The organism is Qipengyuania soli (assembly GCF_015529805.1).
In the GTDB taxonomy this organism is placed as follows: Bacteria; Pseudomonadota; Alphaproteobacteria; order Sphingomonadales; family Sphingomonadaceae; genus Qipengyuania; species Qipengyuania soli.
Window position 1 is genome coordinate 604,381 of record NZ_CP064654.1, and the last position, 24,948, is coordinate 629,328.

Here is a 24,948-nt window from a genome sequence, read left to right on the forward strand (position 1 = left end):
CTTCGGGCCGCCCTCTCGTCAGTTGCGGAAGCTAGGATCGATCCGGTCGAGCTTGCGCAGCAGGGCTGGCCAGGCGAGGCCATCGGCGACCATCCCCATTCCTGCGGCAGGGGTCTGGCTCTCGACCTTCTCGGGCGTGCCCTGCGGCGGGTTGTTGAGGTTCTTGCGACCCGCACTCAGCATGCGGACCTGTGCAGTGCAGGCACGCTCGATGAAGTAGAGGCGCAGGAAACACTGGGCTACGGTTTTGCCGATCGCCAGCGTGCCGTGGTTGCGCAGGATCATGGCGTGCTTGTCGCCCATGTCCTCGACCAGCCGCTCGCGCTCCTCGAGGTCGGTCGCGATGCCTTCGTAGTCGTGATAGGCGATGTCGTGGCGCGCGATCATCCCGGTCTGCGTGTGCTCCATCAGCCCCTCAGACATGGCGCTGACCGCCTGTCCGTCGGGGGTGTGGAGGTGCATCACCGCGTGGGCATCCTCGCAGTTCATGTGCAGCGCGGAATGGATGGTGAAGCCCGCCGGATTGACCGGATGCGCGGTCGGCAGGACCGGCTGGCCGTCGGTGTCGATCTTGACGAGGCTCGAGGCGGTGATTTCCTCGAACATCATGTCGTAGGGGTTGATGAGGAAATGATGCTCCGGTCCCGGAACGCGGGCGGAGAGGTGGGTGAAGATGAGGTCGTCCCAACCATAGAGCGCCACGAGGCGATAGGCGGCGGCGAGATCTACACGGACCTGCCATTCCTCGGCGCTCACGGCACCGCGGATGTGGCTGTCGTCATTGGCTGACTTGGTTTCGAATACGGTGGCCATTGTCGCTCTCCTCAGTTCTGCTCGACTGCCGACTTGTAGATGCTGCTCCTGGGACGCTCGAACAGGCGCATCACCATCGGTGCAAAAAATTCCAGCGGCTCGCTGTCGTAATCCGGATCGAACGCCGGACAGTCGTACTTGTCAATGAATTCGCGCGTCGCCTCGAAATACGGCGAGTCCCGGAAACGGTCGCGCATATCGGGATCGAGGCCCACGAAATGGAAGAAGTTGTTTCCTTGGAAAATTGCATGATGCTTCACGATCCAGTGGAGTTCCTCCGAAACGAAAGGCTGCAGGATCGCGGCGGCGATATCGGCATGGTTGTACGCACCCAGCGTGTCGCCGATGTCGTGCAGCAGCGCCATGACCACGTAATCCTCGGGCTTTCCATCGCGATAGGCGCGGGTGGCCGTCTGCAGGCAGTGGGTCAGCCGGTCGACCGGAAAGCCGCCGAAGTCGCCGTCGAGCAGCTTGAGATGTGCCAGGATTCGCGCCCCGCCGCTTTCGGCAAAGGGCTTCATGTGGGTCATGATGATGTCCCAGTCTTCCTGGGTCCCCTCCGTCATGGTGCGGAAGGCGGCGGTCTTTTCGAGCACTTCGGTCATGGCATCGCTCCCCGGCGAAAGTTGCGAATCACCTTCTAGGCGCGCATGAGGCAAAGGAATGCAAAGGACTTATCATTTCGTCGCCATGCCACCGACAAGGGCCGAGGGAGAGGTTCTGGCGGCACTGGTCGAGGTTGGTCGCAGGCGCGACTGCGCAGGCGGCACGCCGGTTCTTCACCGCGGCGACCCGGGGACCGGCTTCTGGCTCATCGAGAGTGGCCACGTAATGGCCTGCCGCTTCGGACCCGAGGGGGAGCGGACCTTGTTCGCCGTGCTCGGGCCAGGCGACCTGATTGGCGAGGTCGCCTGCTTCGCCGGGGTCACGCAGCAGGTCGATGCGATTACCGAAGGCGAGGCATCACTCGTGTGGATCGAAATGGCGCAGGTCGACCGTCTGATGGCGAACAAGCCCCATGTCGCGCGTTGGCTGCTCGGGACACTGGCCAACAAGCTGCGTGCGGCACTCGATCGGGTCGAGGGCGACCAAAGCCTGTCAGCACAAGCAAGGATCGCGCGGGTCCTCGTCGACTTGGCGGCGCGTGAAGGGGCCGAGCTTACCCTGACCCAGCAGCAACTCGCGGACCACGTCGGCGTCTCGCGCGTCACGACCGGGCAGGTGCTCGCCCGTATTGCGCAGGAAGGCGCGATCGAGCGTGGCTATGGCGGCGTGCGCGTGCTCTCTGTCGAGCGGTTGGCGGCCTGGTCGGCCTAGGCCTGCGTTGCTGTTCCCGCGACGACATACAAGGTCACCAGAAGCCCCGCGATCAGCCCGGCAGGACGATAGCTGCCGGTGCGCTGCCAAACGAAGCTGGCGATGATTGCCAGCGCGGTGAGTACGGGGACGAACTGGATCAGGATGACCGTGCTCAGCGGATCCCAGGCGGTGATGAGGGTGCCGGTTGCGAGGAGCACACCGTAGATCATCACCAGCAAACCCGCGATGCCGCCGGTGAGGGCGAGGATGGCGAAGACCGAGCGTCTGGTCGCGCTCTCTCCCGCAACTGTCAGGCCAGCAAGCCCGCGCATGGTGACGAGAAATGCCAGGGTAATCGGGACGACGTAAATCGCCGCGATCCCCCATTGGGCCGCGCTTGGGAACTTTATCGCCACGACCCACAGGCGCAGGTCGGTCAGGAACAGGGCCCCGACCAGCCAGACCACTACATAGGCGATTGTCGCGGTACTCACGGCAAGGGCGAGCGAGCGCAGCCAGTCGGGGCGAGTGTCCTCGATCGAGGCCTTGGTGAAGCGCCCCACGAGCAGGCTCAAGCCTGCGCCCAGGAGTGCCCAGACGGTCACTTGCGTTGTCACCATCTGCGGCAGGAAAGGCGTTGCCGGTACGAGCAGGTAGATCGCGCCGAACACGGGGAAAAACAGCACTGCGGGCAGGATCGTGGCGAGGGCGAAGTCACGCTTCCATGCCTGGTCCCTGGCGTTCCTGGCGGGGGTCGGGGTGCCGCGCAGCGAAGCGAAGAACGGGCGGCGCAGCAACAGGTCGATGGCACCGAGGACGACCATGACGAAGCCGACAAGGCCAACGCCCGTGCCGATTTCCTTCCATAGCCAGGTCTGGTTGTCGGCGGCGAGGGGCTTACCCCCGTCGAGCGTTGCAGCGAACCAGTCGGCTGCATCGCCGATCGCGGCATGCGAGAAATGGTCGCCGGGGTGGGTGGTCGCTGGCTGGTAAAGCTTGCGCGCGGTTCCAGCCGCGGTGTCGCCATAGACGCGCCCCGGTTCGACATCGGTATCGGTGCCGAACACGGCCTGCAGCTTCTTGCTTTGTGCTACGTCCGCCGCACGGTTGGTCCCCCACATCAGCTGCGAGAACTCGTCGTAAGTGCTGAAAACGAGGCCCAGATTGCGCGGCCAGCTCGGCGATCCCTCCTGCGCGAAGGGGGCGCCGGTGGATGACCCTTCGAGCACCACGGACTTGTACGCATCGGGCATGGCGGCAGCGGCGGCGAGGACGGTCCAGCCGCCCATGGAGTGGCCTTCGAGGCCGATATTGTCCTTGTCCACCATCGGCAGCGAGCGAAGGTAGGTCAGCCCGTCGGGACCGCCGAAGCCGTTCGAGAAGGCGGGCCCGTCGCTATAGCCGTGCCCGGTCTGGTCGAGCGCCAGCACGACATAGCCGCGGCGGGCGAACTCGATCGCAAAACCGTCCTGTGTCTCGCGCGAATTGATGTAGCCGTGAACCGCAAGAATGCCCGGCGCAGGCGTCTCGGGCGTGGCATTGGCAGGCACGTAGAGCAGGGCGCTCATCTGCTTGCCATCGGTGCCGGCGAAACGGACATCGGTGACGGCAGTGCCGCCTGCCTCGCGAACTTGCTTGGCGAGAAATCCGCCAGCCAGGATCAGCAATAAGCCCGCTACTAGCAACCACCAGCGCGGCTTGTCGGTCGCCTGCCCCGTCACGCCATTTGTCGCCATTCGCTCGTTCCCCCTCGGGATGAGCGTCTAGCAAGCTTGGTCGGGCGTGACTATCCGCGCGAGGAAGCGCCGGGTTTGCCCTTGAAAGGCTTGCCCTTGCCCTTGAAGCCCGGCTTGGGCTTTCCTGCGAACGGCTTGCCGCCGCCTGGCTTGCCTTTGTAGCCGCCGGGCGCCTTGCCGCCCGGTGCCTTGCCGATCGGACGGGGGCGAACGCGCGGACCGCTGGCATTGTCGCGGTCACGGCGGTTCTGACGTGCCTCGAAACGCGGGCCTTCGGCAGACTCGACGATCTGGATGGCGTCCTGTTCGTCGTCGGGGGAGGCGGTGCGGGCAACGGCGTCGGCGAACTTCGCCGCGATGGCGCGAGGAATCTGGAAGTAGGTCTCGAACCCGCCGACCTTTATCGCGCCGATCTCGTTGCGGGTGATGTGCCCACGACGGCAGATTAGCGGCAGGATCCAGCGCGGCTCCGCATTCTGGCGCCGGCCTATGTCCATCTTGAACCAGACCACATCCTCGAAGCCCGGGCGGTGACGCTCGGCCTTGGCCTTCTCGCGCGCTTCGGGCGTGTTTGCGAGCAGCTCTTCCGGCTGCGGCATGCTGGCGCGATGCGAATGGACGAGCGCGGCAGCGATATCCTCGGGCGGCATGCGCTTCATCAGATCGGCGGCGAGCTCGCGGTCGTCCTCGTCGAACTCGCGCGGTTCGGTCAGGCGCTCCATCAGGCGCGTGCGATCCTTGGCGCGGATAGCCTCGGGCGTCGGGGCGTCGAGCCACTCCGCCTCGATCCGCGCGCCGCGCAGCAGGCCTTCGACCCGGCGACGGCGGTTGTATGGGACGATGATCGCCGCAATGCCCTTCTTGCCCGCGCGACCGGTACGGCCAGAACGGTGCTGGAGCGTCTCCGCATCGCGCGGGATTTCGACATGGACGACGAGGCTCAGCGAAGGCAGGTCGATCCCGCGCGCCGCGACATCGGTCGCAACGCAGACGCGAGCGCGACGGTCGCGCAGCGCCTGCAGCGCCTGGTTACGCTCCGACTGAGAGTGCTCGCCTGACAGCGCGACGACGCCGAAGCCACGCTCCTGCAGCGTTGCGTGGAGGTGCCGCACATTGTCGCGCGTGGCGCAGAACAGGATCGCGGTCTCCGCCTCATGGAAGCGCAGGAGATTGACCACCGCGTGCTCGATTTCGGACGGGCCGACGGTGATGCACTGGTAGGAAATGTCGCCGTGACCACGATCCTCGCCAACAAGGCTGAGGCGCAGCGCATCGCGCTGGTAGCGCTCGGCCAGGCGCTCGATCGGGCGGGGCATGGTGGCGGAAAACAGCAGGGTGCGGCGGCTGTCGGGCGTCGCGTCAAGGATCTCCTCGAGGTCTTCGCGGAAGCCCATGTCGAGCATCTCGTCCGCTTCGTCGAGGACCACGCCGACAAGACCCGAAAGGTCGAGCGCGCCGCGCTCGAGGTGGTCGCGCAGGCGACCCGGCGTGCCGACCACGATGGCCGGCCCGGCCCGGAGCGCACGGCGTTCCTTGCTCGCGTCCATCCCGCCGACGCAGGTCGCGATGCGCAGGCCGGCCCCGGCATAGAGCCAGCCGAGTTCGCGGCTCACTTGCAGCGCAAGTTCACGGGTGGGCGCAATGACAAGCACCAGCGGCTGCTCGCTGAGCGGCATGTCGCCGATCTCGCCCAGCAGTTCGGGCGCGAGCGCAAGGCCGAAGGCGACGGTCTTGCCGCTGCCGGTCTGCGCCGAAACGACGAGGTCGCGGCCCTGCGCATCGGGGGCAATGACGGCGGCCTGGACTGGAGTGAGAGCGCTGTAACCACGATTCGCAAGCGCATCGCCGATCACCGGCGGAAGGTTTTCAAAAGACATGGGTTCTCGATTCTATCGACAGCGCGGCGCGGCGGGGGGCAGGCGCTCTGGCACTGTTCGGCCGGGCCTATAGCAGGCTTGGCCCGGTTTGGCTCGTGGTTTTTTGTGCAGGTGCGAAAGGGGCCGTTCAGCCTTCTTTTTTCACCCGTTGCCGCATCATGCCTTCCTGCGCCACGCTGGCAACAAGCTCTCCGGCGCGGTTGAAGATGCGGCCGCGGTTGAAGCCTCGGCCGGATCCGCTCCACGGACTGTCGGTGGCGTAGAGCAACCACTCGTCTGCGCGGGCAGGGCGGTGGAACCAGATCGCATGATCGAGGCTCGCGCCGACCAGCTCGCCGCGCATCCAGCTGAGGCCATGGGGCAGCGCACTGGTGCCGAGCAGGGTGAAGTCGCTGGCATAGGCGATCACTGCGCGGTGCAGCGCCGCATCGTCGGGCAGGGGCGCGACGGCGCGAAACCAGCTGTGGGCTTTCGGCTCGCTCGGTTCGCGATTCATCCAGTGCAGCCGGCCCGCCGTGCGCATGTCGATGGGTCGGGGACGCAGGAAGATCGCGCGCTGCGCTTCGGGCATCCGGTCGCCGGCGCGTTCGGCAATCTCGCGGCGGATGTCCATGTCGCTCTGCAGTTCCTCGGGTGGCGCGACATCGGGCATTTCGACGTCGTCATGCTCCAGGCCTTCCTCGGGTCGCTGGAAGCTGGCGGTGAGGTTGAGGATCGGCCTCGTGCTGCCATCGGCATCCACCTGGCTCGCAACGACGCGGCGGTTGGCGAAGCTGCGCCCGTCGAAATCGCGCGCGGTGCGGTAGGAAATGTCGATCCCTTCCTCGCCGCCGCGGAGGAAGTAGGCGTGGAGCGAATGCGCCTCCAGTCCCTCGGGCGCGGTGGCTTGGGCGGCCTGTAGCGCCTGCGCGATAACCTGTCCGCCGAAGACGCGACCGACGCCGCCGACCTGCTTGCGGCCGGTGAAGGCATCCTCGCCATCGCGGGTGACGGTCAGCAGGCGCACGAGGCCTGCGACGAGTTGCTCGGGGGTTCTCGTATCGCTCACGAGAGCGGCTTTGCGGCGACCTTACGCTTGCGTCAAGCGCCGCATCACGCGCCATGCGGTCGACTTTGCGCTGTTGGACGCGGGCCAGCGACCGGGTGCGCGCGGCTTGAGGCCCATACGCCGCAAAGTGCCGTTGAAAGATCGGGCATAGGCCTCGGCATAGCTCCACTCGCTGCGCCAGGTAATGGAAAGCGAGATCGAGCTTTGGGCGCCGTTGCGCACGAAATGCGGGGCCATCACGGGGACGAATACAGCCTCGCCAGCATCGAGCGTATAGGCCGTGCCCCCTGCCAGCAGATCGTCACGCCAGGGCAGTTCGCGAGGGCCGCCGAGGTGGTAGCTCTCGTGCACTTCGTCGGGGGCGAAACGCGCGTCGCCTGCCGGGAACTGGGTCATCGTCTTGGTCCCGGCAAGCTGGAGCAGGATATTGTGCTCCGGGTCGAAATGGTAGGGCGTGACCGCGTTCGGGCTGGAGATGAAAATGTAGCCCTGCGGCCTCAGCATGGAGCCGGTCTTGCTCTCGATGACCGGCCGGATTTCGTCGAGCAGGTCGAGCAGCAAGGAGCGATATTCTGGCACCTGCTCGATGTTCTTGAGTACCGCCCAGCTGTCGCTGGTGGCGATTTTGCGGATGGTTTCCCCGATGGTCAGGCCCGACGCATCGGGCTTGCCATCGACGCCGATCGGCAGATTGCCGCGATTGTACTCGATGCTGGTGACCGGCAGCGCTTCGGCCAGCCCCGCGAGACCGTCGAGCGAAAAGCGCTCGTCGCGCTGCAGCGAGTGACGCAGCACATGCGGGGTCTCGGGATAGTTGGCAGCGAACGTGCTGCGGGATTCTGGTGGGAAGGCGGTCATTTCCGTCGACTCCAGCGCCATTCTTCGAGTTTCATCCAGGCCTCACCCACCCAGCGACGCGGGCCGCGTCCGATGGCCACGCTCTGCCACACGATCTCGCGCCGTTCGCGCCAGATGTGGTCGATCATGGCGTGATCCTGCGCGGCGCAGCTGTCGCACCAGTCGATGGCCGGATCGTCGAGCAGGTCGAGATTAGCGAGTTGCAGCTGCACCCCGGGCGAGAACCGCGCGAGGTCCTCGTCATAGGCGGTCTTGAACGAGAAGGCGCCGCGCCCGGCAAGGAAGGTGGCCAGCATGGCGATGGGGCGACCCTCGAGCGTGAGCGAAAGGCGCTCGAGTCGCCCCATCTGCGCGGCGCTTTCGATGGCGGAGCGGAAAAGGTGCTCGGTTTCGGGATTGCTCGAAAGCGCAGAGCTTTCATTGCCCTTCCAGCCGCGAGCCTCAAGAGCGAGGAAATCCGCGATCCAGCGATCAACCTGTGCGCCATCGCGCGAGCGAACCAGTTCGAGCGCACCCAATTCGCCGAGACGCTTGTACTGGCGACGCAATTCCTTGCGCTTCTTGGCGGTCAGCGCCTCTTCGCGATACCGTGCGGCAGTGAGATCGGAAGAAAGCAGGGCGCGCCTTTGCTCCATGACAGTGCGCAGGGAGCGCTGCTGGTCCTTGCAGACCTTGTCGAGCGCTGCGGCCAATTCCCCGTACTTGGGCTGCTGGGGCAGGTGGAGGAAAAGCATCCGGGCACCCGTCCGATCGCACCAGGCGAGGTAATTCGACCAGAAATCCGCCTCGTGACCCGCGCCAACCAGCGGGCTGCCGAGGAATGCATTGTGGTGCATCCAAATGGCGCAATTGGGAATGCTGCGCGCGTGGTACGAGTTGGCTTGGTGATGGGGCACCAGGCCGACGAGCTTCGCATCGGCCACGAGGAGCAACAGCATGACGCTGCCGCCGGGATCGAAGGCTTCCAGCGCCGGTCTCAAATACCACGGTTCGAAGAACGGGTTGGGGGTGGAGGCGCAATCGGCGAGGCGCTGCCAGTACGGTTGCAGCGTTGCGAGGTCGAGCCGGTTCCAAGGTAACGCATGGAAGCCGTCGCGCAGGCCGACCGGGGCCGCGACCCCATCATGGGCGCGGTCGGCTGTTGCCACCGGATCGGCCAGTCCCATCGGCCCAACTACCCTCCTGTCGCGAACCATTTCGCGGTGCGCGCGCGTCATACCGCATCTGCGCTGAAAAAGACTTAATCCTTCAAAAAGCAAAAGGCGGCGGCACCCGTAGATGCCGCCGCCTCGTTTCCCGGACTAGGATCCGAAGAAGTTAGCCCGCCGCGAGAGCCGCGAGAAGCAGCAGCGCGACGATGTTGGTGATCTTGATCATCGGGTTCACGGCAGGGCCGGCGGTGTCCTTGTACGGGTCACCGACGGTGTCGCCGGTCACGGCAGCCTTGTGGGCTTCAGAGCCCTTGCCGCCGTGGTTGCCGTCTTCGATGTACTTCTTGGCATTGTCCCAGGCGCCGCCGCCGGCGGTCATGGAAAGCGCCACGAAGAGACCGCCGACGATAACGCCGAGGAGCAGTGCGCCTAGCGCCGCGAAGCCGTTGGCCTGGCCTGCAATCGAAGTGATCACGAAGTACACCACGATCGGGGCAAGAACCGGCAGCATCGAGGGGATGATCATCTCCTTGATTGCAGCCTTGGTCACGAGGTCCACGGTCCGCGCGTAATCGGGCTTGGACTCGTAGGTCATGATGCCGGGATTGTTCTTGAACTGCTCGCGCACGTCGACCACCACGTCACCGGCTGCGCGGCCCACGGCGGTCATGCCCATCGCACCGAAGAGGTACGGGAGCAGCGCGCCGAGCAGCAGGCCGACGATGACATAGGGGTTCTCGAGGCTGAAGTTGACCGTCAGGTTCGGGAAGAACTCGCGAAGGTCGGTGGTGTAGGCAGCGAAGAGAACCAGCGCGGCGAGGCCGGCCGATCCGATCGCATAACCCTTGGTCACAGCCTTGGTCGTATTGCCCACGGCGTCGAGCAGGTCGGTCTTCTCGCGAACGCTGTCGTCGAGACCGGCCATTTCGGCGATGCCGCCGGCATTGTCGGTCACCGGACCATAGGCGTCGAGCGCCACGACCATACCTGCCAGCGCCAGCATCGCGGTTGCCGCGTACGCGATGCCGATAAGGCCCGCGAGCGAGTACGCGATAATGATGCCTGCGACGATGACGATGGTCGGCAGGGCGGTCGATTCAAGGCTGATGGCGAGACCCTGGATCACGTTGGTGCCGTGGCCCGTCTCCGAAGCCTTGGCGATCGAGCGGACCGGGCGATAGTTGGTGCCGGTGTAGTACTCGGTGATCCAGATGATCAGGCCGGTGATCGCAAGGCCCAGCAGCGAGCAGAAGAACAGCGCCATGCCGTTGAACCCGGTGCCCGGAATCTCGGTGGCCATCCCGCCAAGAGCATAGTCGGTCACCACATAGATCAGCGGAATCGACAGGATCGCGGTGACGAGGAAGCCCTTGTACATCGCGCCCATGACATTCGTGCCGCCGCCGAGGCGGACGAAGTAAGTGCCGATGATCGAGGTGAGGATGCATGCGCCGCCGATCAGCAGCGGGAGCGCCATCATCGGCATCAGCAGGTCGCCGAGGCCTTTCATCAGCAGCGCGGTCAGGACCATGGTGGCACCGACGGTAACGACATAGGTCTCGAACAGGTCAGCAGCCATGCCGGCGCAGTCGCCCACGTTGTCGCCCACGTTGTCGGCGATCACTGCCGGGTTGCGCGGATCGTCTTCAGGGATGCCTGCCTCGACCTTGCCGACGAGGTCGGCGCCGACGTCGGCAGCCTTGGTGAAGATACCGCCACCCAGACGCGCGAAGATCGAGATCAGCGAAGCGCCGAAGGCGAGACCGACGAGGCCGTCGATCACGTGACGGTCATTGGCGGCATAACCAGCGGGGCCGGTCAGGTACCAGAAGAACACCGCAATCGCGAGGAGGGCGAGGCCCGCCACCAGCATGCCGGTGATGGCGCCTGCGCGGAACGCAAGGGTAAGACCCTGCTGCAGTCCGCTCTGCGCCGCCGCCGCCGTGCGCACGTTCGAGCGCACCGAGATGTTCATCCCGATGAAACCCGCCACGCCCGAAAGGATCGCGCCGATGACGAAGCCGGTGGCCGGAATGCCGCCGAGGAATACGAACACCAGCACAGCCACGACCACGCCGACGATGGCGATGGTGGTGTACTGCCGCTTCAGATAGGCCTGCGCACCTTCCTGGATGGCTGCAGCGATTTCCTGCATCTTTTCGTTGCCGGCGCCGCTGCCCAGCACCTGGCGGCTGGTCACGAAGCCGTACACGACGGCCAGCAATCCCAGCAGGATGGAAATGGTAACAAGATCCACGGAAAACTCCCCTCCCGTTTGATTTTATGATTGATGCGACCCGACGCAACAAACGCCGGAGCATGTGCGCGAGGGGTATAAGGACCACTGATTGCGTGACAAGGCCGAAAAGCGCAGCAACCCGCGCTTATTCCCCCGCCTTGGCCGAAAGTTCAGTGCGTGTAGCCGAGATTGCCCCGCGGCGGGCTGCCGTCGAGGAGGACCGGATACTCCCCAGCCTCCACAACGCTGCCGATCCGGTGGATTTCGAAGCGTTCGTCGAGATCGGTCGGTCCGGTGAGCAGCAGGACATAATCGTCGCCCCACCGCATTGCCTCGTCGAGCCGGTCCGGTGATGCAATCCTTGCAACCGCATCGCTATCGATGGCGAGCGTGCAATGGCTTGCGGCCGCAATGCGTGAGGCGTCGAGCAGAAGCCCGTCCGAAACATCCATCATCGCGCTGGCGTGAGGGGCAAGCGCGCGCCCGAGTTCCAGCTGGGGGCGCGGGCGTGTATAGGCCACGTCGCTCGCTCCGGTACGGTCGCGCAGCGCCTCGAAACCGAGCATCGCCTGCCCGATGAAACCGCCGATCCACAGCGCCTCGCCGGGTCGGGCGCCCGACCGCGATGGCACGGGACTGCAGGTCGCGCGGCCTATTGCCGTGCAACCCCATACCCGTTGTCGCTCGCCGCGGACAGTATCGCCTCCAAGCAGAGGCACTTCGTACTCGGAGCAGATTTCACGAAGGCCCGTGATGAAGCGCTCATCGCCCTCGCCAAGCATGTGCGATACGAGGATGCCGACCGGCTCCGCGCCCTTGGCCGCAAGGTCGGACAGGTTCACCGCGACCAGCTTCCAGGCGATGTCCGCCGGGTCCTGCCCCTCGAGAACGTGGACACCTTCGACCAGCGTATCGTGCGTCAGCACGAGCGTCTCGCCACCGATCTCGATCACGGCGGCGTCGTCGGCAAGTCCGCGAGCCCCGGGTGACGTCGCAAATGCGCGCAAGCTGGCGATGAAATCGAATTCGCCGCTCACGACTTTCCGGGAAACTCTGCCGCTGCCATAGCTGCAGCACATTGCATGGAGGCTTCGACGTGTCACTAACCTTCCGCCTTGCGCTTGCCGCCCTTTCGCTGTCCGTCCCGGTCGGTGCAGCGGCGCAGGACGTGGCGAAGCCTGCCGTCCCGCAGGTGAGCTCCGGAAAAATCGTCTGGTGGTCCGACTTCGCCCCGGCCCAGGACGTCGGTGTCAGTGACATCTGGGTCTGGCTGCCAGCAGGTTACGCGACGCACCCCAAGCGGCGTTTCCCGGTGCTCTACATGCACGATGCGGAGAATATCTTCGATCGCCGCCTGTCGAACTTCGACAAGGAATGGGCGATGGACGAAGCGGTCACACGCCTCTCGGCACGCGGGGACTTGCGCGAGTGGATCATCGTCGGGCTGCGCAGCCCCAAGGACCGCTATCAGACGCTGTTTCCGCAGAAGCTGATGGATCACCTGCCCGAGGAGTACCGCAAGTCGGTCCTGTCGATCGATTTCCCGGGCATCGCCGCAGGTCCGCAACTGCGCGGGGACCGCTATGCAGCGATGGTCGCCAAGGACCTGAAACGCCGCGTCGATGCGACGTTCCGGACCCTGAAGGGACCGGAAGACACGGCAGTAATGGGATCATCGATGGGCGGGCTGATGAGCCTCTACCTGATTGGCGAGCATCCCGAGGTCTTTGGCCAGGCGGCAGGCCTCTCGACCCATCTGCCGCTGTCGAATCCCGACGAAGGCGACAGCGAATTGCGGGCCAAACAGGTTGCCGAGGCGTTCTCGGCCTATTTCGCCACGACGCGTCTCGATCCGGCGCGAAACCACATCTACATCGATCATGGCACTGCCACGCTCGATGCGTTTTACGCGCCTTACTTCGCGCGTTTCGGGGAGATGATGGCGGCGCGCGGGTGGGCCGGGCCTGCGTTCGAGAGCCGGGCCTTCTTCGGGGCCGAGCACGAGGAGAACGCCTGGGCCCAGCGGGTCGACATCCCGCTCGGCTTCCTCGACCGGAAGGACCCTTGAGGGACTAGCGCCCCACTTCCTTCGCCACCGCGTCGAGGATGCCGTTGACGAATTTCGCTTCGCGGTCGTCGAAGAAGGCCTTGGCGACGTCGACATATTCGCTGATCGATGTGGCCTTGGTTACGTCCTGCCGCGCGAGCAGTTCGTAGGTCCCGGCGCGCAGGATCTGGAGCATGGTCTTGTCGAGGCGCGCCAGCGTCCAGCCTTCGGCAAGGCGGCCAGCCAACAGGTCGTCGATCTCGCTGCGTCGGGCATCGACGCCCGAAACTACGTCGTCGAAGAAGTCGACATCGGCGTCGGCATATTCCTCGTCCTCGACCACCTGGCCGATGCGGTGCTGGTGGAACTCGTCGAGCAGGCGGGCAAGGGCGGTGCCCTCCATCTGCTGCTGATAGAGCGCCTGGACGGCGGCGAGGCGGGCGGCCGAACGGGCCTGCGAGCGGGAATTCTGGGTCACTTGTTCAATCTCACGGCAATCGAGAGGGCGTGGGCGGGAAGGCCCTCGGCCTCGGCAAGGCGGATGGCAGCCGGTCCGATCGCGGCGAGCGCGGCATCGGAGGCGTCGATGAAGCTGGTGCGCTTCATGAAGTCGAGCACCGACAGCCCGCTGGCGAAACGGGCGCGGCGGCCGGTGGGAAGGACGTGGTTGGGGCCGGCGATGTAATCGCCGACGGCCTCGGGCGTATGACGGCCGAGGAAGACGCTGCCGGCATGACGCATCTGGTCGAACAGCGCCTGCGGGTCGTCGACCATCAACTCGACGTGCTCGGCAGCGAGCCGGTCGGAGAGGGCGGGGGCCTGGTCGAGGCTTTCGACGATCACGATCAGCCCGTGCGCATCCCAGCTGGCCTTGGCGGTCTTGGCAGTGGCCAGCTTCATCAGCGCAAGGTCGATGGCATCGCCCACCTGCCGGGCCAGCGCCTCGCTGTCGGTGATCAGGATCGACTGGCTGGTCGGGTCATGCTCGGCTTGGCTGAGGAGGTCGGCGGCGATCCATTCGGGATTGTTGTTGGCATCGGCGATCACCAGGATTTCGCTGGGACCCGCGACCATGTCGATGCCGACCACGCCGTAAAGCTGGCGCTTGGCCTCGGCGACCCAGGCGTTGCCCGGACCGGTGACGACATCGACGCGTTTGATGCGGTCAGTGCCGTAGGCCAGCGCCGCAACCGCCTGGGCCCCGCCGACGCGCCACATCTCGTCCACGCCCGCGATATGCGCGGCGGCGAGGACGAGCGGATTGGTCTGGCCCTTGGGCGTCGGGGTAACGACGACGAGGCGCTCGACGCCGGCAACCTTGGCCGGGATTGCGTTCATCAGCAGCGATGACGGGTAGGCAGCGCGACCTCCCGGGACATAGAGACCTGCGGCATCAACCGGCAACCAGCGCGCGCCGAGGCGCATACCGATATGATCGGTGTAATCGCGGTCCGCCGGCAGCTGGTTCTCGTGGTAGGAACGGATGCGCTGTGCGGCGGTGTTCAGTGCACTGTTCAGTGCCGGATCGAGCGCTTCATACGCAGCCTTGCAGGTCTCTGCAGAGATGCGCCAGTCGTCCTCGGTGGTGAGGCGGTGGTCGTCGAAGCGCATCGAATATTCCACCAGCGCGGCATCGCCACGCTCGCGCACCTCGTTGAGAATGGTCGCGACATCGCGCTGCACATCGACGTCGCTCTCGCGGCGGTCGCGGACTATGCGCCTGAACTTCTTGTCGAAATCCGGGTCTGTCGTGCGGAGCAACTGCATCACACGTCCCTGCGGAATGCGTCGACCAGCGCGGCGACGCGTGGATCGGTCTTGAGAGCGGCACGGTTGACGATCAGCCGGGCGCTGATGTCGAGGATGTGTCCCGTCTCGACAAGGCCATTGTCCTTCAGCGTCTGGCCGGAGGAAACGAGGTCGACAATCCTGCCTGCGAGGCCCAGTGCGGGGGCGATTTCCATCGCGCCGTTGAGTTTCACGCACTCGGCCTGCACGCCGCGCTGCTCGAAAAAGCGGCGGGTCAGGTTGGGGTACTTGGTGGCAACCCGCACATGGCTTGCCCCGTCGACACTGGCGGCACCTTCTTTCGGCTCGGCGACCGCGAGATGGCAGTGACCGATATCAAGATCGACGGGCGCATACAGATCCGCGTAGTCGAATTCCTCGATCACATCCGAACCGACGATACCCAGTTGCGCGGCACCATGCGCGACGAAGGTCGCGACGTCGAAGGCCCGGACGCGGATGATGTTCATGTCGCTGCGCGTGGTCGCGAAAGTCAGCGAGCGGTTGGCCTTGTCGTGGAAGGCGTCTTCGGGCACCACGCCGGCACGCGCCATCACGGGCAGCGCCTCGTCGAGGATGCGCCCCTTGGGTACGGCAAATGTCAGGCTGTCGCTCATGTCGCGCGCAGATAGGCAAGCGCTTGCGAAAGGGCAACGTATATGGGCGATTCCGCGCAAAGACCGCACTACGAGAAGATGCATATCGACACCAAGGGTGACGGCGCGGTCGGCAAGGGGTTCCGCAACCAGGTCGCTTATTGCCTCAACAACGGAGCTCCGATCACCGCCCGGGTGGTCACGGCGATCTGGGCTGCGATCGAGGGCGGGCTAGACAATGCGCTCGCCCGTCGGATTGCCGAATGGCAGGGCGCGCCCCTGGCCGACGCGCTTCCGCTGCGCATCGCCGGGGGCCTGCACTGGCTCCACCTGACGGGACGTGAGCCGGCGTTAGCTCCCATCTATCGCGGCATCGGTGCCGACGATGTTGCGATCATCGCCGACGCCATGACGGCACACGAGGCGCAACTGCTGCCCTGGCTCGACGGGCCGCCGCAGACCAACGAGGCGGGCCGGTCAAGCAATTTCATCGCCGCCATGCTGTGGCTCGCGGGCAAGGGCCTGCCGCCGCGCTTCGAATGTCTCGAGATCGGGTCAAGCGCGGGCATCAACCTGATGCTCGACCGCTACCACTATGATCTTGGCGGGGTGCAGGTTGGACCTTCCGACGCCGTCATGCACTTCAAGCCGGAATGGCAGGGGACTGCTCCGCCCGACAAGCAGATCGAGATCGTATCGACCAAGGGATGCGATGTTGCACCGGTCGATCTGACCGACCCGAACCAGTCCCAACGGCTAAAGGCCTACATCTGGCCGGAACACACGATCCGTTTCGAGCGGATGGAGGCGGCCATTCGTGCTGCAACCGAGCGCAAACCCGACCTGACGAAGATCAATGCAGCGGAATTCGTCGAGCGCGAATTGGCAAAGCTGCAGGAGCCAGGCACCACCCGGCTGCTGTTGCACTCGATCGTCTGGCAATACGTACTTGCCGACCAGCAGGAGAGGGTGACTGCAGCGATGGAGGCCGCAGGCGCGAGCGCTACGGCCGAAACTCCGCTGGCGTGGGTATCGGTCGAGGCCGACCGGACCGTCCACCGCCACAATCTCAAGGTGCGCTACTGGCCCGGCGGAGCAGAAGCGACGCAACTCACCTGGTCGCACGCCCACGGCGCCGACATCGAGTGGCTGGGTAACTAGGCGGTCTTTTCGAGGAAAGCTTCCATCGCCGCATTGAAGGCTTCGGGTGCTTCCCACTGGACGAAGTGACCGGTCCCGGGAACCTGCACCACTTCGGGGTTCTCGATGACTTCATCGAGCCCTTCGAGGTTGGCGGGCGGCAGCGCCATGTCATCCATCGCCCAGATCACCAGCGTCGGGATGGCCAGCTTGGGCAATGGGAAAGGCTGGTAATCGGCGGGGAGCTCGTAAGGCGCGTCGAGCGAAAGCACCTCCATCGGGCTTGCACGATAATAGTTGAGCATGCCGAAGGCGGCGTCGGGGTTCGACCAGTCCTGGAGCAGTTGCGCCTGTTCCACCGGGTCCATCGACGTGGTGACTTCGCGCCCCGCGAATGCCTTCATCAGCACCGGGGCCAACCCATGCTCGCGGATCATGGGATCGTTTGCCGGGTCGCGGAAGATGCGGAAATACTGGCTCGCCTCGCGCTGCTGGCGGTTGGTGTAGAGCAGCTTGGGGAAGAGCACCGGATGGGGCGCGTTGGCAATGATGGCACGTGTCACCCGCCCGTTCATCATCCCGCCGTAGGCAACCCCCCAGGCGATCGCGCCGCCCCAGTCGTGACCGACGATGCTGAACTTGTCGATGCCCAGTGCATCCATCAGCGCAAAGGCGTCGCCGATCATCTTGTCGGGTGTGTACTCAGACACTTCCTGCGGCTTTGAAGAGCCGCGATAGCCCCGCTGGTCGGGTGCGACACAGCGATAACGGTCGGAGAAATGCGTGATCTGGTTGCGCCAGGTGCGGTGGCTTTCGGGAAAGCCATGGAGGAACAGCAAGGCCGGTGCATCGCGCGGTCCCTCGTCGACCACGTCGAGGTGGATGCCGTTGGCGAGATCGACACGCTTCTGTTCCATGGTCAGCCCTCCGCCTTCATCTTCTCCATGTAGCCGGCTGCGACCATGCCCGCGACCTGGTCGAGCAGCTGGTCGGGCGTGCGACGCATCTCGCCCATTGCCTGCTCCATGCCGTTGGCGACGATGATCTCGCGTTGTCCTGCCTCGACCGCATCGATGATGCGCTGTGCTGCCTCCAGCGGCGGGATACCGTTATCGATGACGCTGTCGCTGCGTCCGCGCTTGCTGCCGTCGGAGGTGAGCGCATTGCGGCTGACGTCGGTGGCGACAGAGCCGGGATAGATGACATGGACCTGCACGCCGCTTTGGGAAAGTTCTGCGCGGAGCGCGTCGGCATACCCGGCGAGCCCGAACTTGGCCGCGCAATAGGCCGTGCGCATCGGCACGCCGACCTTGCCCGCGATCGAGCTGATGAACAGAAGGTGCCCGCTACCGCGCCCGGTCACATGCGGGAGCAGCGCCTGCGTCGCCGCGATCTGGGCGGTGAGGTCGATGTCGATGATCTCGCGGTAGACCGCGATGTCGGTATCGACTGCTGCGCTGCGCTGGGAAACACCGGCATTGGCGACGAATATGTCGACCCCCTTCCACGCGACTGCCTTGTCTGTCGCGGCTTGCATCTCTGCGTCGTCGCGGACATCGAAGGGCAGGATCAGCGTCTCGGTCGGCAAATCCGCCGCGACTTCCGCAAGGCGCGCCTCGTCACGGCCCGACAGGATGATGTTAGCGCCTCGGTTGGCCCATTCGCGCGCAAGCGCTGCGCCGATGCCGCTGCTCGCGCCAGTAATCCAGGCGGTCTTGCCTTCGAAACTCATGTTGGTCCCCTCACGGATAAGTTACGGTGTTCGGCTCGCCGTCGGGGAGTGGAATGTATTCCTCCTCATCCCCTGGAACCTTGGGAAAGCGACCCTCGCGCCAGTCTGCCTTCGCTTGCTCGATACGCTCGCGGCGCGAGCTGACGAAGTTCCACCAGGCATGGCGGCGTGTTTCAAATGCCTCGCCGCCGAGCAGCATGACCCGTGCACCGGTCGCGCTTTCCAGTGTCATGTCGCGGCCCGGCTGCAGGATGGCCAGTTCGTACTGATTGAGGTCATGTCCATCGACGCTGGCTTCTCCTGCAACAAGCATGACCGCGCGTTCGTCGGCATCTTCCTCAAGCGGAATGGCGCCGCCCGCTTCGAGCAGGATTTCTGCGTAGATCGTGTCGGCGTAAGTGGTCGTGGGGGCGCGCTCGCCCCAAAGCTCACCCATGATGACGATTGCGCGGGCACGACCGTCTTCGATGACCGGCAGGTCGGTGACCGCCTCAAACGCGGGATCGATCTCTTCCCGCCCATCTGGAAGAGCGAGCCAGGTCTGCATTCCAAATAGTCGTGGTCCGTTCTTGCGTTCGGATTCAGGCGACCTTTCGGAATGAACGATGCCCCTGCCGGCGGTCATCAGGTTCACCTGCCCCGGGCGGATGGTCGAGAATGTGCCGAGGCTGTCGCGATGGTCGATCACACCCTCGAACAGCCAGGTAACCGTCGCGAGGTTGATGTGGGGATGCGGGCGGACATCCATGCCGGTACCAAGATCAAGCTGGGCCGGGCCAAACTGGTCGACGAAAATGAAGGGTCCGACCATGGTCCGCTTTCGCGCAGGGAGAACGCGCCGGACGTCGAACTGGCCAAGGTCGTGGGTGACCGGAGTGAGCGTCTGTTCGAAAAGGCTCATCCGTCGCCCTCCTATGCCGTTGGTGCCGATGCCTGGATGGCAAGGGCGTGAACCCGCTGTCCGGGTATGTCCCCGAGTGCGCGATTGACCATTCTTTGCCTGTCCAGGCGGGACTTGTCGGCAAAGGCGGCTGCCTCGATCACAATCGTGAAATGTGATTCCCCGCTGCCATCGTCTCCCGAGTGGCCATGGTGCTTGGCGCTGTCATTGATGACCTCGAGCCGCGTGGGCCGGAATGCCTCGGTCAGAAGGCGCTCCATTTCCTGCTGGACGGGTCCATTCATGAGCCAAAATCTCCTTTGCAGGGGTAGCCATAGCGCATCCTGCTCCCCATTCTAGAACGAATGCGCCAGACAAAGTTTCACGGACGTTACGAAGCCGAGGGGCGAACCTGTGCGCATCCTTCTTGCCGGGAAGCTGGTGAATTTCGCGCGCCCGGCATGCGCGGGCATGGTTTCGACGGTCCGGGCGAATGGCAGTGGCTATGCCTTGAACACGTGCGGGAATTCAATTCCGGCTACGACTGGTTCGAGGGCATGAGCGCCGAGGAAATCTTCGAAGCGCAGTCGCCTGCCAGCGGCTGGCGGACCGAAAGTCCCAGTTTCCGCTCCAATTCCGGTGTCGACGGGATGCCGCGTTGGGCAGATTACGATGATCCCCTCGATGCCATTGCGGCGCGCGCGGCTGGTATCAAGAGTCGGGCCCGGCGTGAGGCCGAACTGGCCATGGACGGTCGCTTCAGTCGCGAGGAAGCGATGGCGCTCGAAGAGTTGGGGCTGGGCACTGATGTCGATCGCGCGAGACTGCGGCGGCGCTATTCCGAACTGGTCCGACGCTACCATCCCGACCGCAACGGCGGCGACCGCACCCACGAAGCGCAATTGGGTAAGGTGGTCGAAGCGTACCAGACCTTGCGCAAGTCGCGGGCGATCGCTTGACTGTCAGTCGCGCTCGGGAGCTCCGGGCGGGAAATATGGACGATAGTGCCGCGCATCTTCGACACAGCGCGCGACTTCGGGGAGCGCCAGCAATTCCTCGCGCAGAGCAATGACCTTTGGACAGGACTCCGGGATCGGGTCGACCCAATCCGCATAGAAGAGTGCAGGTGCCGCGGCACAGGTCACCAGGCTGACGTGCGGGGGAAGGCTGTGCGTTTCCAACCAACTTTCGAGCCATTGGTAGGCGCGTCTTAGACCGGCTTTACCGGCCTCGACCTCCCGTATGTTGGGCTCCCCGATCGTCGGGGTGTTGCCGACCTCCGTGTTGCTGAGGTACGCGCCGACCACGCGCTGGAAGCCGCCCTGGAAGTAGTTGTCGAAAACCCTGTCGAGCATTCGCGCTTCCACCGCCGCCGCCGGATTGGTCGGTATGAGTGGAGCCGGGCCAGGGTGATGGACGGCTAGGTATTCGACGATGGCTGTCGCTTCGATGATCGCGATGTCGCCGTCGGTCAGGACGGGGAATTTGCCAGCCGGATGCGCGGAATGGACAACCGCATTCGCCTCGTCGCAACCGGGGCCGATTTGCCTGAACTCGAACTCCGTCCCGTTGGCGTAAAGCGGGATCAGTGCCTTCCAGGTGTAGCTTGAGAAAAGGTGGCCATATAGAGCGAGGGTCACCAGGTGCCCTCCTCAATGCGCCTGCGGCGTTCGATTTCGCGCTCGCTGATGATGGGGATGGGTGCTTCGTCGGGATATGGTGGCAAGGGCCCGGCCGGACGATAGGTCGCGACCACGGTGCCCTTGTCGGTGATCCAGTGATCGATCATGTCCAGTCGTTCGACGGGAGTGCCTTCGCCGAACATCCTCTTGCCGTGGCCCAGCGTGACGGGAAAAGTCATCAGAACCAGTTCGTCGATCAGCCCGGCAGCCAGCAGGCCGGGATAGATCGTACTCGATCCCTGGATGACGAGGTCGGGTCCGTCGGTCTGCTTCAGGTCGGCCACCGCTTCGATGGAGGATAGCCGGTGGCTGTTTTCCCACGGGAGTTCCTGATCTCCGCGCGTCAGCACGTATTTGGCAGCCTTGGTGAACGCCTCGCTCATCGGCTTGTTGTCGCCTTCGGCATAAGGCCAGTAGGCGGCGAAGATGTCGTAGGTCCGCCGACCCAGCAGCAGGTCGTATTCGCCGCCGAACAGCTTGCCGAGGGCGGGCTCGATTCCTTCGTCCCACAGCTTGAACACCCAGCCGGCCTCTTCGAACCCACCCATCGGGTCCTCACCCGGTCCGCCGGGCGCCTGCATCACGCCGTCGAGCGAGAGAAACATCCCTCCGACAATCCTTCGCGCCATCGAACTATTCTCCCCTGCGGGCAGCGTCTATCGTGGCGACGTCGAGCCTGGTCATGTCCATCATCGCGGTGAAGGCGCGCTGCGCCTCGTCACCACCTGCCGCCAGTGCGTCGAGCATGGTGCGCGGAGTGATCTGCCATGAGAAGCCCCACTTGTCCTTGCACCAGCCGCAGGCACTTTCCTGGCCGCCATTGCCGACAATCGCGTCCCAGTAACGATCTGTCTCGGCCTGGTCCTCGGTCACGACCATGAGACTGACGGCCTCGTTGGGCTTGAACATCGGACCGCCATTGAGGCCCGAGAAACGGCGACCGAGAAGGGTGAACTCCACGGTGATGGGATCGCCCTGCTTCCCGCTCGGGAAATCGGTCGGAGCGTAGTGGATCGCATCGAGAGAGCTGTCGGGGAACGTGCCCGCATAGAAGCGCGCAGCTTCCTCGGCGTCGCCGTCGAACCACAGGACGGTGGTCAGCTTGTCGCTCATTGAGTCCTCTCCTTGCGGGGACCGACGAGCCCGATTGTCGCGCCGCTCGGGTCGTGGGCGTAGACGGAGTATTCGCCCCCGGGGATTTGCTGAGGTTCGCCCACCCGCGTGCCGCCATGGTCACTGACCGCAGCGCAAGCGCGATCGATGTCGTCGACGCCGACGAAGTGCTGCCAGCGCGAACCTTCGCCTCCCGGTTGTGCCTTGCCGATCGCGCCGATCCCGACGCCGTCGTGCTGGATGAAGAGATAATCGCCCATCGGCCCCATCGGCATGGCGCCTTCCTGGGTCCATCCAAAGGTGCTGGTGTAGAGAGCCGTCGCAGCAGCCTGATCCGTGGTCCACAGCTCGTTCCAACGGAAATGGCGCGCTTTCACGACGTCGAAAATGTCGCTCTTTGCGTCAGGATTGCCGGGGGGTGGGGTGGGGGTCATCAGGTAGATCACAGCCCCCTGCGGATCGGAAACAAGCGCCATGCGACCCACACCCGGCATATCGTTTGGCCCCATGTGGATCGCGCCACCAGCTTCGACAAAAGCGGCTGCTGCAGCATCGACATCTGGCACGTGAACATAGCCCAACCAGCCCGGTTTCGCGCCGTTGGCAAGCATGTCCTGCGACAGCGCGAGTACACCGCCCGCAAACCCGCCATCGCCGCGATTGATCATGCGATAGTCCATGGCGCCGTCCGGCACGCTGTTTTCCGCATCGATATCCCAACCAACAACTGCCGCGTAAAAATCACGCGCGCGCGCAGGGTCGTCGGTCATCAGCTCGTACCAGATGAAGGCTCCGCGATCGTCCGCCATAGCTCAGGCCTCCGCTTCGAAGATCGTTTCGAACCCACCGATGATCATGCGCTTGCCGTCGAAGGGCATGTCGCTGCCATCGGGGGCGCCGAATTCGGTCTGCATCCGTTCATCGGCCATCATCTTCTCATGCGCCGCATCCGCAGTCGCCTTGTCGGGCCAGGCCATCCAGCTGAAGACGACCTTCTCGCCGTCCTCCAGATTGACCGCACGGCGAAAATCCGTGTGCTGTCCGTCCTTCACGTCGGACTCCCACGCCTCGACATGACCGATGCAGCCATAGTCCCTCGCAATCGGCCAGAACTTCTCGGCCACAACGCGATAGGCTTCCTTGTTGGCTTCCGGCACGGGCACCACGAATCCGTTCACATACATGCTCTCTCTCCTTCAATCCGTGTTGTCAGGGTGGCGTGCGAAAGCGGCCAATTGGTCTGCCATCGCCTGCTTGAATGCGGGGCGCGCTTCGCCGCGAGCAACATAAGCCTCGACAGCCGGATGCGCTGCCAGGACGCGGCTACCACCGAGCGACCTCAGCGTGGTGACCATGGCAATGTCCGCAACGGTGAACTGGCCGTCGAGCCATTCGGAGGCGCTTAGCCTTGCTTCCAGCGGGGCGAGTCGCCGCCCGAGGAATTCTTCGAGACTCGGTCGTCGCAGCTTTGCCCATTCCTCGTCCTTGGCGAAGAACGAGATGTTGCCATGTTCGAAAATCGGAGGCTCGACCGTGTTGAACGCGGCGAACAGCCAAGAGATTGCCGTCGCCTGCCTCTGTGGGTCTGCAGGCAGGAGTATCTCACTCTTCTGCGCCAGGTGGAGCAGCGATGCACCGCTTTCGAAGAAGGTTATCTCGCCGTCGCGGATAATCGGAATCTGGCTCCACGGTTGCCCCTCGACGAGCCAGTCCGGCTTGTCGGCGACATTGGCCAGCCGCTCGCGATAGGAAACACCCGCTTCCTCGCAAGCCCAACGGGGGCGCAGGTCGCGCACGAAGCCCTGCGCGAAGGGCGGGACCCAACGGTAGCCGCTGATCTCGACCTGCGCGCCGGGATCGATCATCGACATCAGCCCTGTGCCTCGGCGAATTCGGCGGGACCGACTTCCACAGCAGCTTGGTCCATCCAGAAGACTTCCCAGATGTGGCCGTCGGGATCCTCGAAGCTGCGGCCGTACATGAAGCCATAGTCCTGCTTGGGATTACAATCAGGCGTTCCGCCGGCGCCAGCGGCCTTGTCGACCATGGCATCGACCGCGTCGCGGCTTTCGGCACCCAGAGCGTTCATGACTTGCGCGGTCTTCCTGGCATCGGGAATGTCCTTCGTGGTGAACGACTTCCACTTCTCGTGCGTCAGCAGCATGACGACGATGGCATCACTCAGCTGCATCGCGGCAGCGGTTTCGTCGGTGAACTTCGGTTCATTGGTGAAGCCGACTGCCGAATAGAACGCCTTGGATTTCTCCAGGTCGGAAACGGGAAGGTTCACGAAGATCATCTGGGTCATCGGGAGGCGTCCTTTTCGAAGAGGAGGGTGAGGTAGCGCTTGAGGTGCATCAGGCTTTCACGCGCCATTGCGGCGGCGCGTTCATCGGTCTCCTGGGTCTTGGCGAGGATGAAGGCGCCCTGGATGACGACCTGCATGTGGATCGACAGGCTGCGCGGGTCGGCATCGATCCCGTATTTCGACACCGCTTCGGCGAAGTCGCCGACGAACAGGTCGGCATTGCCGAGAATCGAGTCCGCGCAGGCCGCGCGGATCGGCTCGCTCGATCGGAAGCCTTCCTGGATCATCGTTCCGGCAACGCAGCTGAAACTTTCGGTCGGGCCGCCGACTAGCGCGATGCGCAAGTCGAGATACCCGAGGATGCGTTCCAGCGGGTCATCGATCTGGCGATAGGGAGCATCGTCGAAGAAGCCCGAAGTCGACGTGCTCCAGTAGCGGGCAAGTTCGACGCCAAGAGCCTCCTTCGAATCGAAATGATGGAAGAAAGCGCCTTTGGTGACGCCCGCCTCTTCGCACAGCTCACCTACCGAGGTGGCAGCAAACCCCTGTTTGCGGATCAGCCGGACACCGGCCTCGAGCAGTTTGTCGCGAGCGTTTTGGGGCGCAGGCCGGAAAGGGCGGTTGGGTATCACGCGACCCAC

28 protein-coding genes are annotated in these 24,948 nt (G+C 64.4%); 4 read left to right on the forward strand and 24 right to left on the reverse strand.

What is annotated here, in order from left to right; translation table 11 throughout:
* Positions 1-18: 18 nt before the first annotated feature.
* Positions 19-813, reverse strand: coding sequence for a class II aldolase/adducin family protein (locus tag IRL76_RS02985; RefSeq protein WP_200983014.1), 795 nt, complete (start codon positions 811-813; stop codon positions 19-21).
* 11 nt (positions 814-824) lie between these two features.
* On the reverse strand, positions 825-1,418 hold the full coding sequence (locus IRL76_RS02990; protein WP_200983016.1) for an HD domain-containing protein: 594 nt from the start codon (positions 1,416-1,418) through the stop codon (positions 825-827).
* Between the two features lie 58 nt (positions 1,419-1,476).
* Here IRL76_RS02990 and IRL76_RS02995 point away from each other — a divergent pair, with 58 nt between their 5' ends.
* A complete protein-coding gene (locus IRL76_RS02995; RefSeq protein WP_200983018.1) occupies positions 1,477-2,130 on the forward strand; it encodes a Crp/Fnr family transcriptional regulator in 654 nt (217 codons plus the stop codon).
* Here the strand turns inward: IRL76_RS02995 and IRL76_RS03000 are convergent.
* The 7 genes from IRL76_RS03000 to thiL all read right to left on the reverse strand — a co-directional run bounded on the left by IRL76_RS03000 (position 2,127) and on the right by thiL (position 12,058).
* A complete protein-coding gene (locus IRL76_RS03000; RefSeq protein ID WP_200983020.1) occupies positions 2,127-3,848 on the reverse strand; it encodes an alpha/beta hydrolase family protein in 1,722 nt (573 codons plus the stop codon). The genes IRL76_RS02995 and IRL76_RS03000 overlap by 4 nt on opposite strands.
* A 50-nt stretch (positions 3,849-3,898) precedes the next feature.
* On the reverse strand, positions 3,899-5,725 hold the full coding sequence (locus IRL76_RS03005; protein WP_200983022.1) for a DEAD/DEAH box helicase: 1,827 nt from the start codon (positions 5,723-5,725) through the stop codon (positions 3,899-3,901).
* Positions 5,726-5,852: 127 nt separating this feature from the next.
* Complete coding sequence (locus IRL76_RS03010) at positions 5,853-6,773, reverse strand: acyl-CoA thioesterase (RefSeq protein ID WP_200983024.1); 921 nt, start codon at positions 6,771-6,773, stop codon at positions 5,853-5,855.
* 21 nt (positions 6,774-6,794) lie between these two features.
* Positions 6,795-7,631 (reverse strand): lysine-specific demethylase, encoded by an 837-nt coding sequence (locus IRL76_RS03015; protein WP_200983026.1) that lies wholly within the window; start codon positions 7,629-7,631, stop codon positions 6,795-6,797.
* Positions 7,628-8,848, reverse strand: coding sequence for a GNAT family N-acetyltransferase (locus IRL76_RS03020; RefSeq protein ID WP_200983028.1), 1,221 nt, complete (start codon positions 8,846-8,848; stop codon positions 7,628-7,630). Before IRL76_RS03020 ends, IRL76_RS03015 begins: the two co-directional genes overlap by 4 nt.
* 100 nt (positions 8,849-8,948) lie before the next feature.
* A complete protein-coding gene (locus tag IRL76_RS03025; protein WP_200983030.1) occupies positions 8,949-11,039 on the reverse strand; it encodes a sodium-translocating pyrophosphatase in 2,091 nt (696 codons plus the stop codon).
* 152 nt (positions 11,040-11,191) lie between these two features.
* Positions 11,192-12,058, reverse strand: coding sequence for a thiamine-phosphate kinase (thiL, locus tag IRL76_RS03030; RefSeq protein WP_246449952.1), 867 nt, complete (start codon positions 12,056-12,058; stop codon positions 11,192-11,194).
* Positions 12,059-12,117: 59 nt separating this feature from the next.
* Here thiL and IRL76_RS03035 point away from each other — a divergent pair, with 59 nt between their 5' ends.
* Positions 12,118-13,089: an alpha/beta hydrolase gene (locus IRL76_RS03035; RefSeq protein WP_200983032.1), complete on the forward strand. Its 972-nt coding sequence runs from the start codon at positions 12,118-12,120 to the stop codon at positions 13,087-13,089.
* Between the two features lie 4 nt (positions 13,090-13,093).
* Here IRL76_RS03035 and nusB read toward each other — a convergent pair whose 3' ends face one another.
* The 3 genes from nusB to hisG are packed head-to-tail and all read right to left on the reverse strand — an operon-like array spanning position 13,094 to position 15,473.
* Positions 13,094-13,546, reverse strand: coding sequence for a transcription antitermination factor NusB (gene nusB / locus IRL76_RS03040; protein WP_200983034.1), 453 nt, complete (start codon positions 13,544-13,546; stop codon positions 13,094-13,096).
* Entirely contained in the window at positions 13,543-14,835 is a 1,293-nt protein-coding gene (hisD, locus tag IRL76_RS03045) for a histidinol dehydrogenase (RefSeq protein WP_200983036.1), read from the reverse strand. Before hisD ends, nusB begins: the two co-directional genes overlap by 4 nt.
* The gene (gene hisG / locus IRL76_RS03050; protein ID WP_200983038.1) at positions 14,835-15,473 is read right to left on the reverse strand and encodes an ATP phosphoribosyltransferase; all 639 of its coding nucleotides are present in this window, start codon (positions 15,471-15,473) and stop codon (positions 14,835-14,837) included. Before hisG ends, hisD begins: the two co-directional genes overlap by 1 nt.
* Before the next feature lie 42 nt (positions 15,474-15,515).
* On the opposite strand from hisG, the gene IRL76_RS03055 reads away from it, so the two are divergent.
* Positions 15,516-16,613: a DUF2332 domain-containing protein gene (locus IRL76_RS03055; RefSeq protein WP_200983040.1), complete on the forward strand. Its 1,098-nt coding sequence runs from the start codon at positions 15,516-15,518 to the stop codon at positions 16,611-16,613.
* Here IRL76_RS03055 and IRL76_RS03060 read toward each other — a convergent pair.
* Genes IRL76_RS03060 through IRL76_RS03075 form a run of 4 tightly spaced genes read right to left on the reverse strand, consistent with a single transcriptional unit; the run spans position 16,610 to position 19,509 of the window.
* The gene (locus IRL76_RS03060; RefSeq protein WP_200983041.1) at positions 16,610-17,509 is read right to left on the reverse strand and encodes an alpha/beta fold hydrolase; all 900 of its coding nucleotides are present in this window, start codon (positions 17,507-17,509) and stop codon (positions 16,610-16,612) included. The two genes, IRL76_RS03055 and IRL76_RS03060, sit on opposite strands and share 4 nt — an antisense overlap.
* 2 nt (positions 17,510-17,511) lie before the next feature.
* Positions 17,512-18,324 carry an SDR family NAD(P)-dependent oxidoreductase gene (locus IRL76_RS03065; RefSeq protein WP_200983043.1) on the reverse strand — a complete coding sequence of 271 codons (813 nt, stop codon included), beginning with the start codon at positions 18,322-18,324 and terminating at the stop codon, positions 17,512-17,514.
* Between the two features lie 10 nt (positions 18,325-18,334).
* Positions 18,335-19,225, reverse strand: coding sequence for a pirin family protein (locus IRL76_RS03070; protein ID WP_200983045.1), 891 nt, complete (start codon positions 19,223-19,225; stop codon positions 18,335-18,337).
* An 11-nt stretch (positions 19,226-19,236) separates the two neighbouring features.
* Complete coding sequence (locus IRL76_RS03075) at positions 19,237-19,509, reverse strand: BolA family protein (RefSeq protein ID WP_200983047.1); 273 nt, start codon at positions 19,507-19,509, stop codon at positions 19,237-19,239.
* Positions 19,510-19,569: 60 nt separating this feature from the next.
* Here IRL76_RS03075 and IRL76_RS03080 point away from each other — a divergent pair, with 60 nt between their 5' ends.
* Positions 19,570-20,163 carry a J domain-containing protein gene (locus IRL76_RS03080; protein WP_200983049.1) on the forward strand — a complete coding sequence of 198 codons (594 nt, stop codon included), beginning with the start codon at positions 19,570-19,572 and terminating at the stop codon, positions 20,161-20,163.
* A 3-nt stretch (positions 20,164-20,166) separates the two neighbouring features.
* Here IRL76_RS03080 and IRL76_RS03085 read toward each other — a convergent pair whose 3' ends face one another.
* The 8 genes from IRL76_RS03085 to IRL76_RS03120 are packed head-to-tail and all read right to left on the reverse strand — an operon-like array spanning position 20,167 to position 24,939.
* Positions 20,167-20,844 (reverse strand): glutathione S-transferase family protein, encoded by a 678-nt coding sequence (locus IRL76_RS03085; RefSeq protein WP_200983050.1) that lies wholly within the window; start codon positions 20,842-20,844, stop codon positions 20,167-20,169.
* Positions 20,841-21,515 (reverse strand): dihydrofolate reductase family protein, encoded by a 675-nt coding sequence (locus IRL76_RS03090; RefSeq protein WP_200983053.1) that lies wholly within the window; start codon positions 21,513-21,515, stop codon positions 20,841-20,843. Before IRL76_RS03090 ends, IRL76_RS03085 begins: the two co-directional genes overlap by 4 nt.
* Positions 21,516-21,519: 4 nt before the next feature.
* The gene (locus IRL76_RS03095) at positions 21,520-21,999 is read right to left on the reverse strand and encodes a VOC family protein (RefSeq protein WP_200983054.1); all 480 of its coding nucleotides are present in this window, start codon (positions 21,997-21,999) and stop codon (positions 21,520-21,522) included.
* Positions 21,996-22,808: a VOC family protein gene (locus IRL76_RS03100; protein ID WP_200983056.1), complete on the reverse strand. Its 813-nt coding sequence runs from the start codon at positions 22,806-22,808 to the stop codon at positions 21,996-21,998. The genes IRL76_RS03095 and IRL76_RS03100 overlap by 4 nt, the downstream gene beginning before the upstream one ends.
* Positions 22,809-22,811: 3 nt before the next feature.
* Complete coding sequence (locus tag IRL76_RS03105) at positions 22,812-23,183, reverse strand: DUF1428 domain-containing protein (protein ID WP_200983057.1); 372 nt, start codon at positions 23,181-23,183, stop codon at positions 22,812-22,814.
* A 12-nt stretch (positions 23,184-23,195) separates the two neighbouring features.
* Positions 23,196-23,870 carry a glutathione S-transferase family protein gene (locus IRL76_RS03110; RefSeq protein WP_200983058.1) on the reverse strand — a complete coding sequence of 225 codons (675 nt, stop codon included), beginning with the start codon at positions 23,868-23,870 and terminating at the stop codon, positions 23,196-23,198.
* Positions 23,870-24,307 (reverse strand): VOC family protein, encoded by a 438-nt coding sequence (locus IRL76_RS03115; protein WP_200983059.1) that lies wholly within the window; start codon positions 24,305-24,307, stop codon positions 23,870-23,872. Before IRL76_RS03115 ends, IRL76_RS03110 begins: the two co-directional genes overlap by 1 nt.
* Positions 24,304-24,939, reverse strand: a complete 636-nt coding sequence (locus IRL76_RS03120) for a TetR/AcrR family transcriptional regulator (RefSeq protein ID WP_200983060.1) — start codon at positions 24,937-24,939, stop codon at positions 24,304-24,306. The genes IRL76_RS03115 and IRL76_RS03120 overlap by 4 nt, the downstream gene beginning before the upstream one ends.
* Positions 24,940-24,948: the final 9 nt, after the last annotated feature.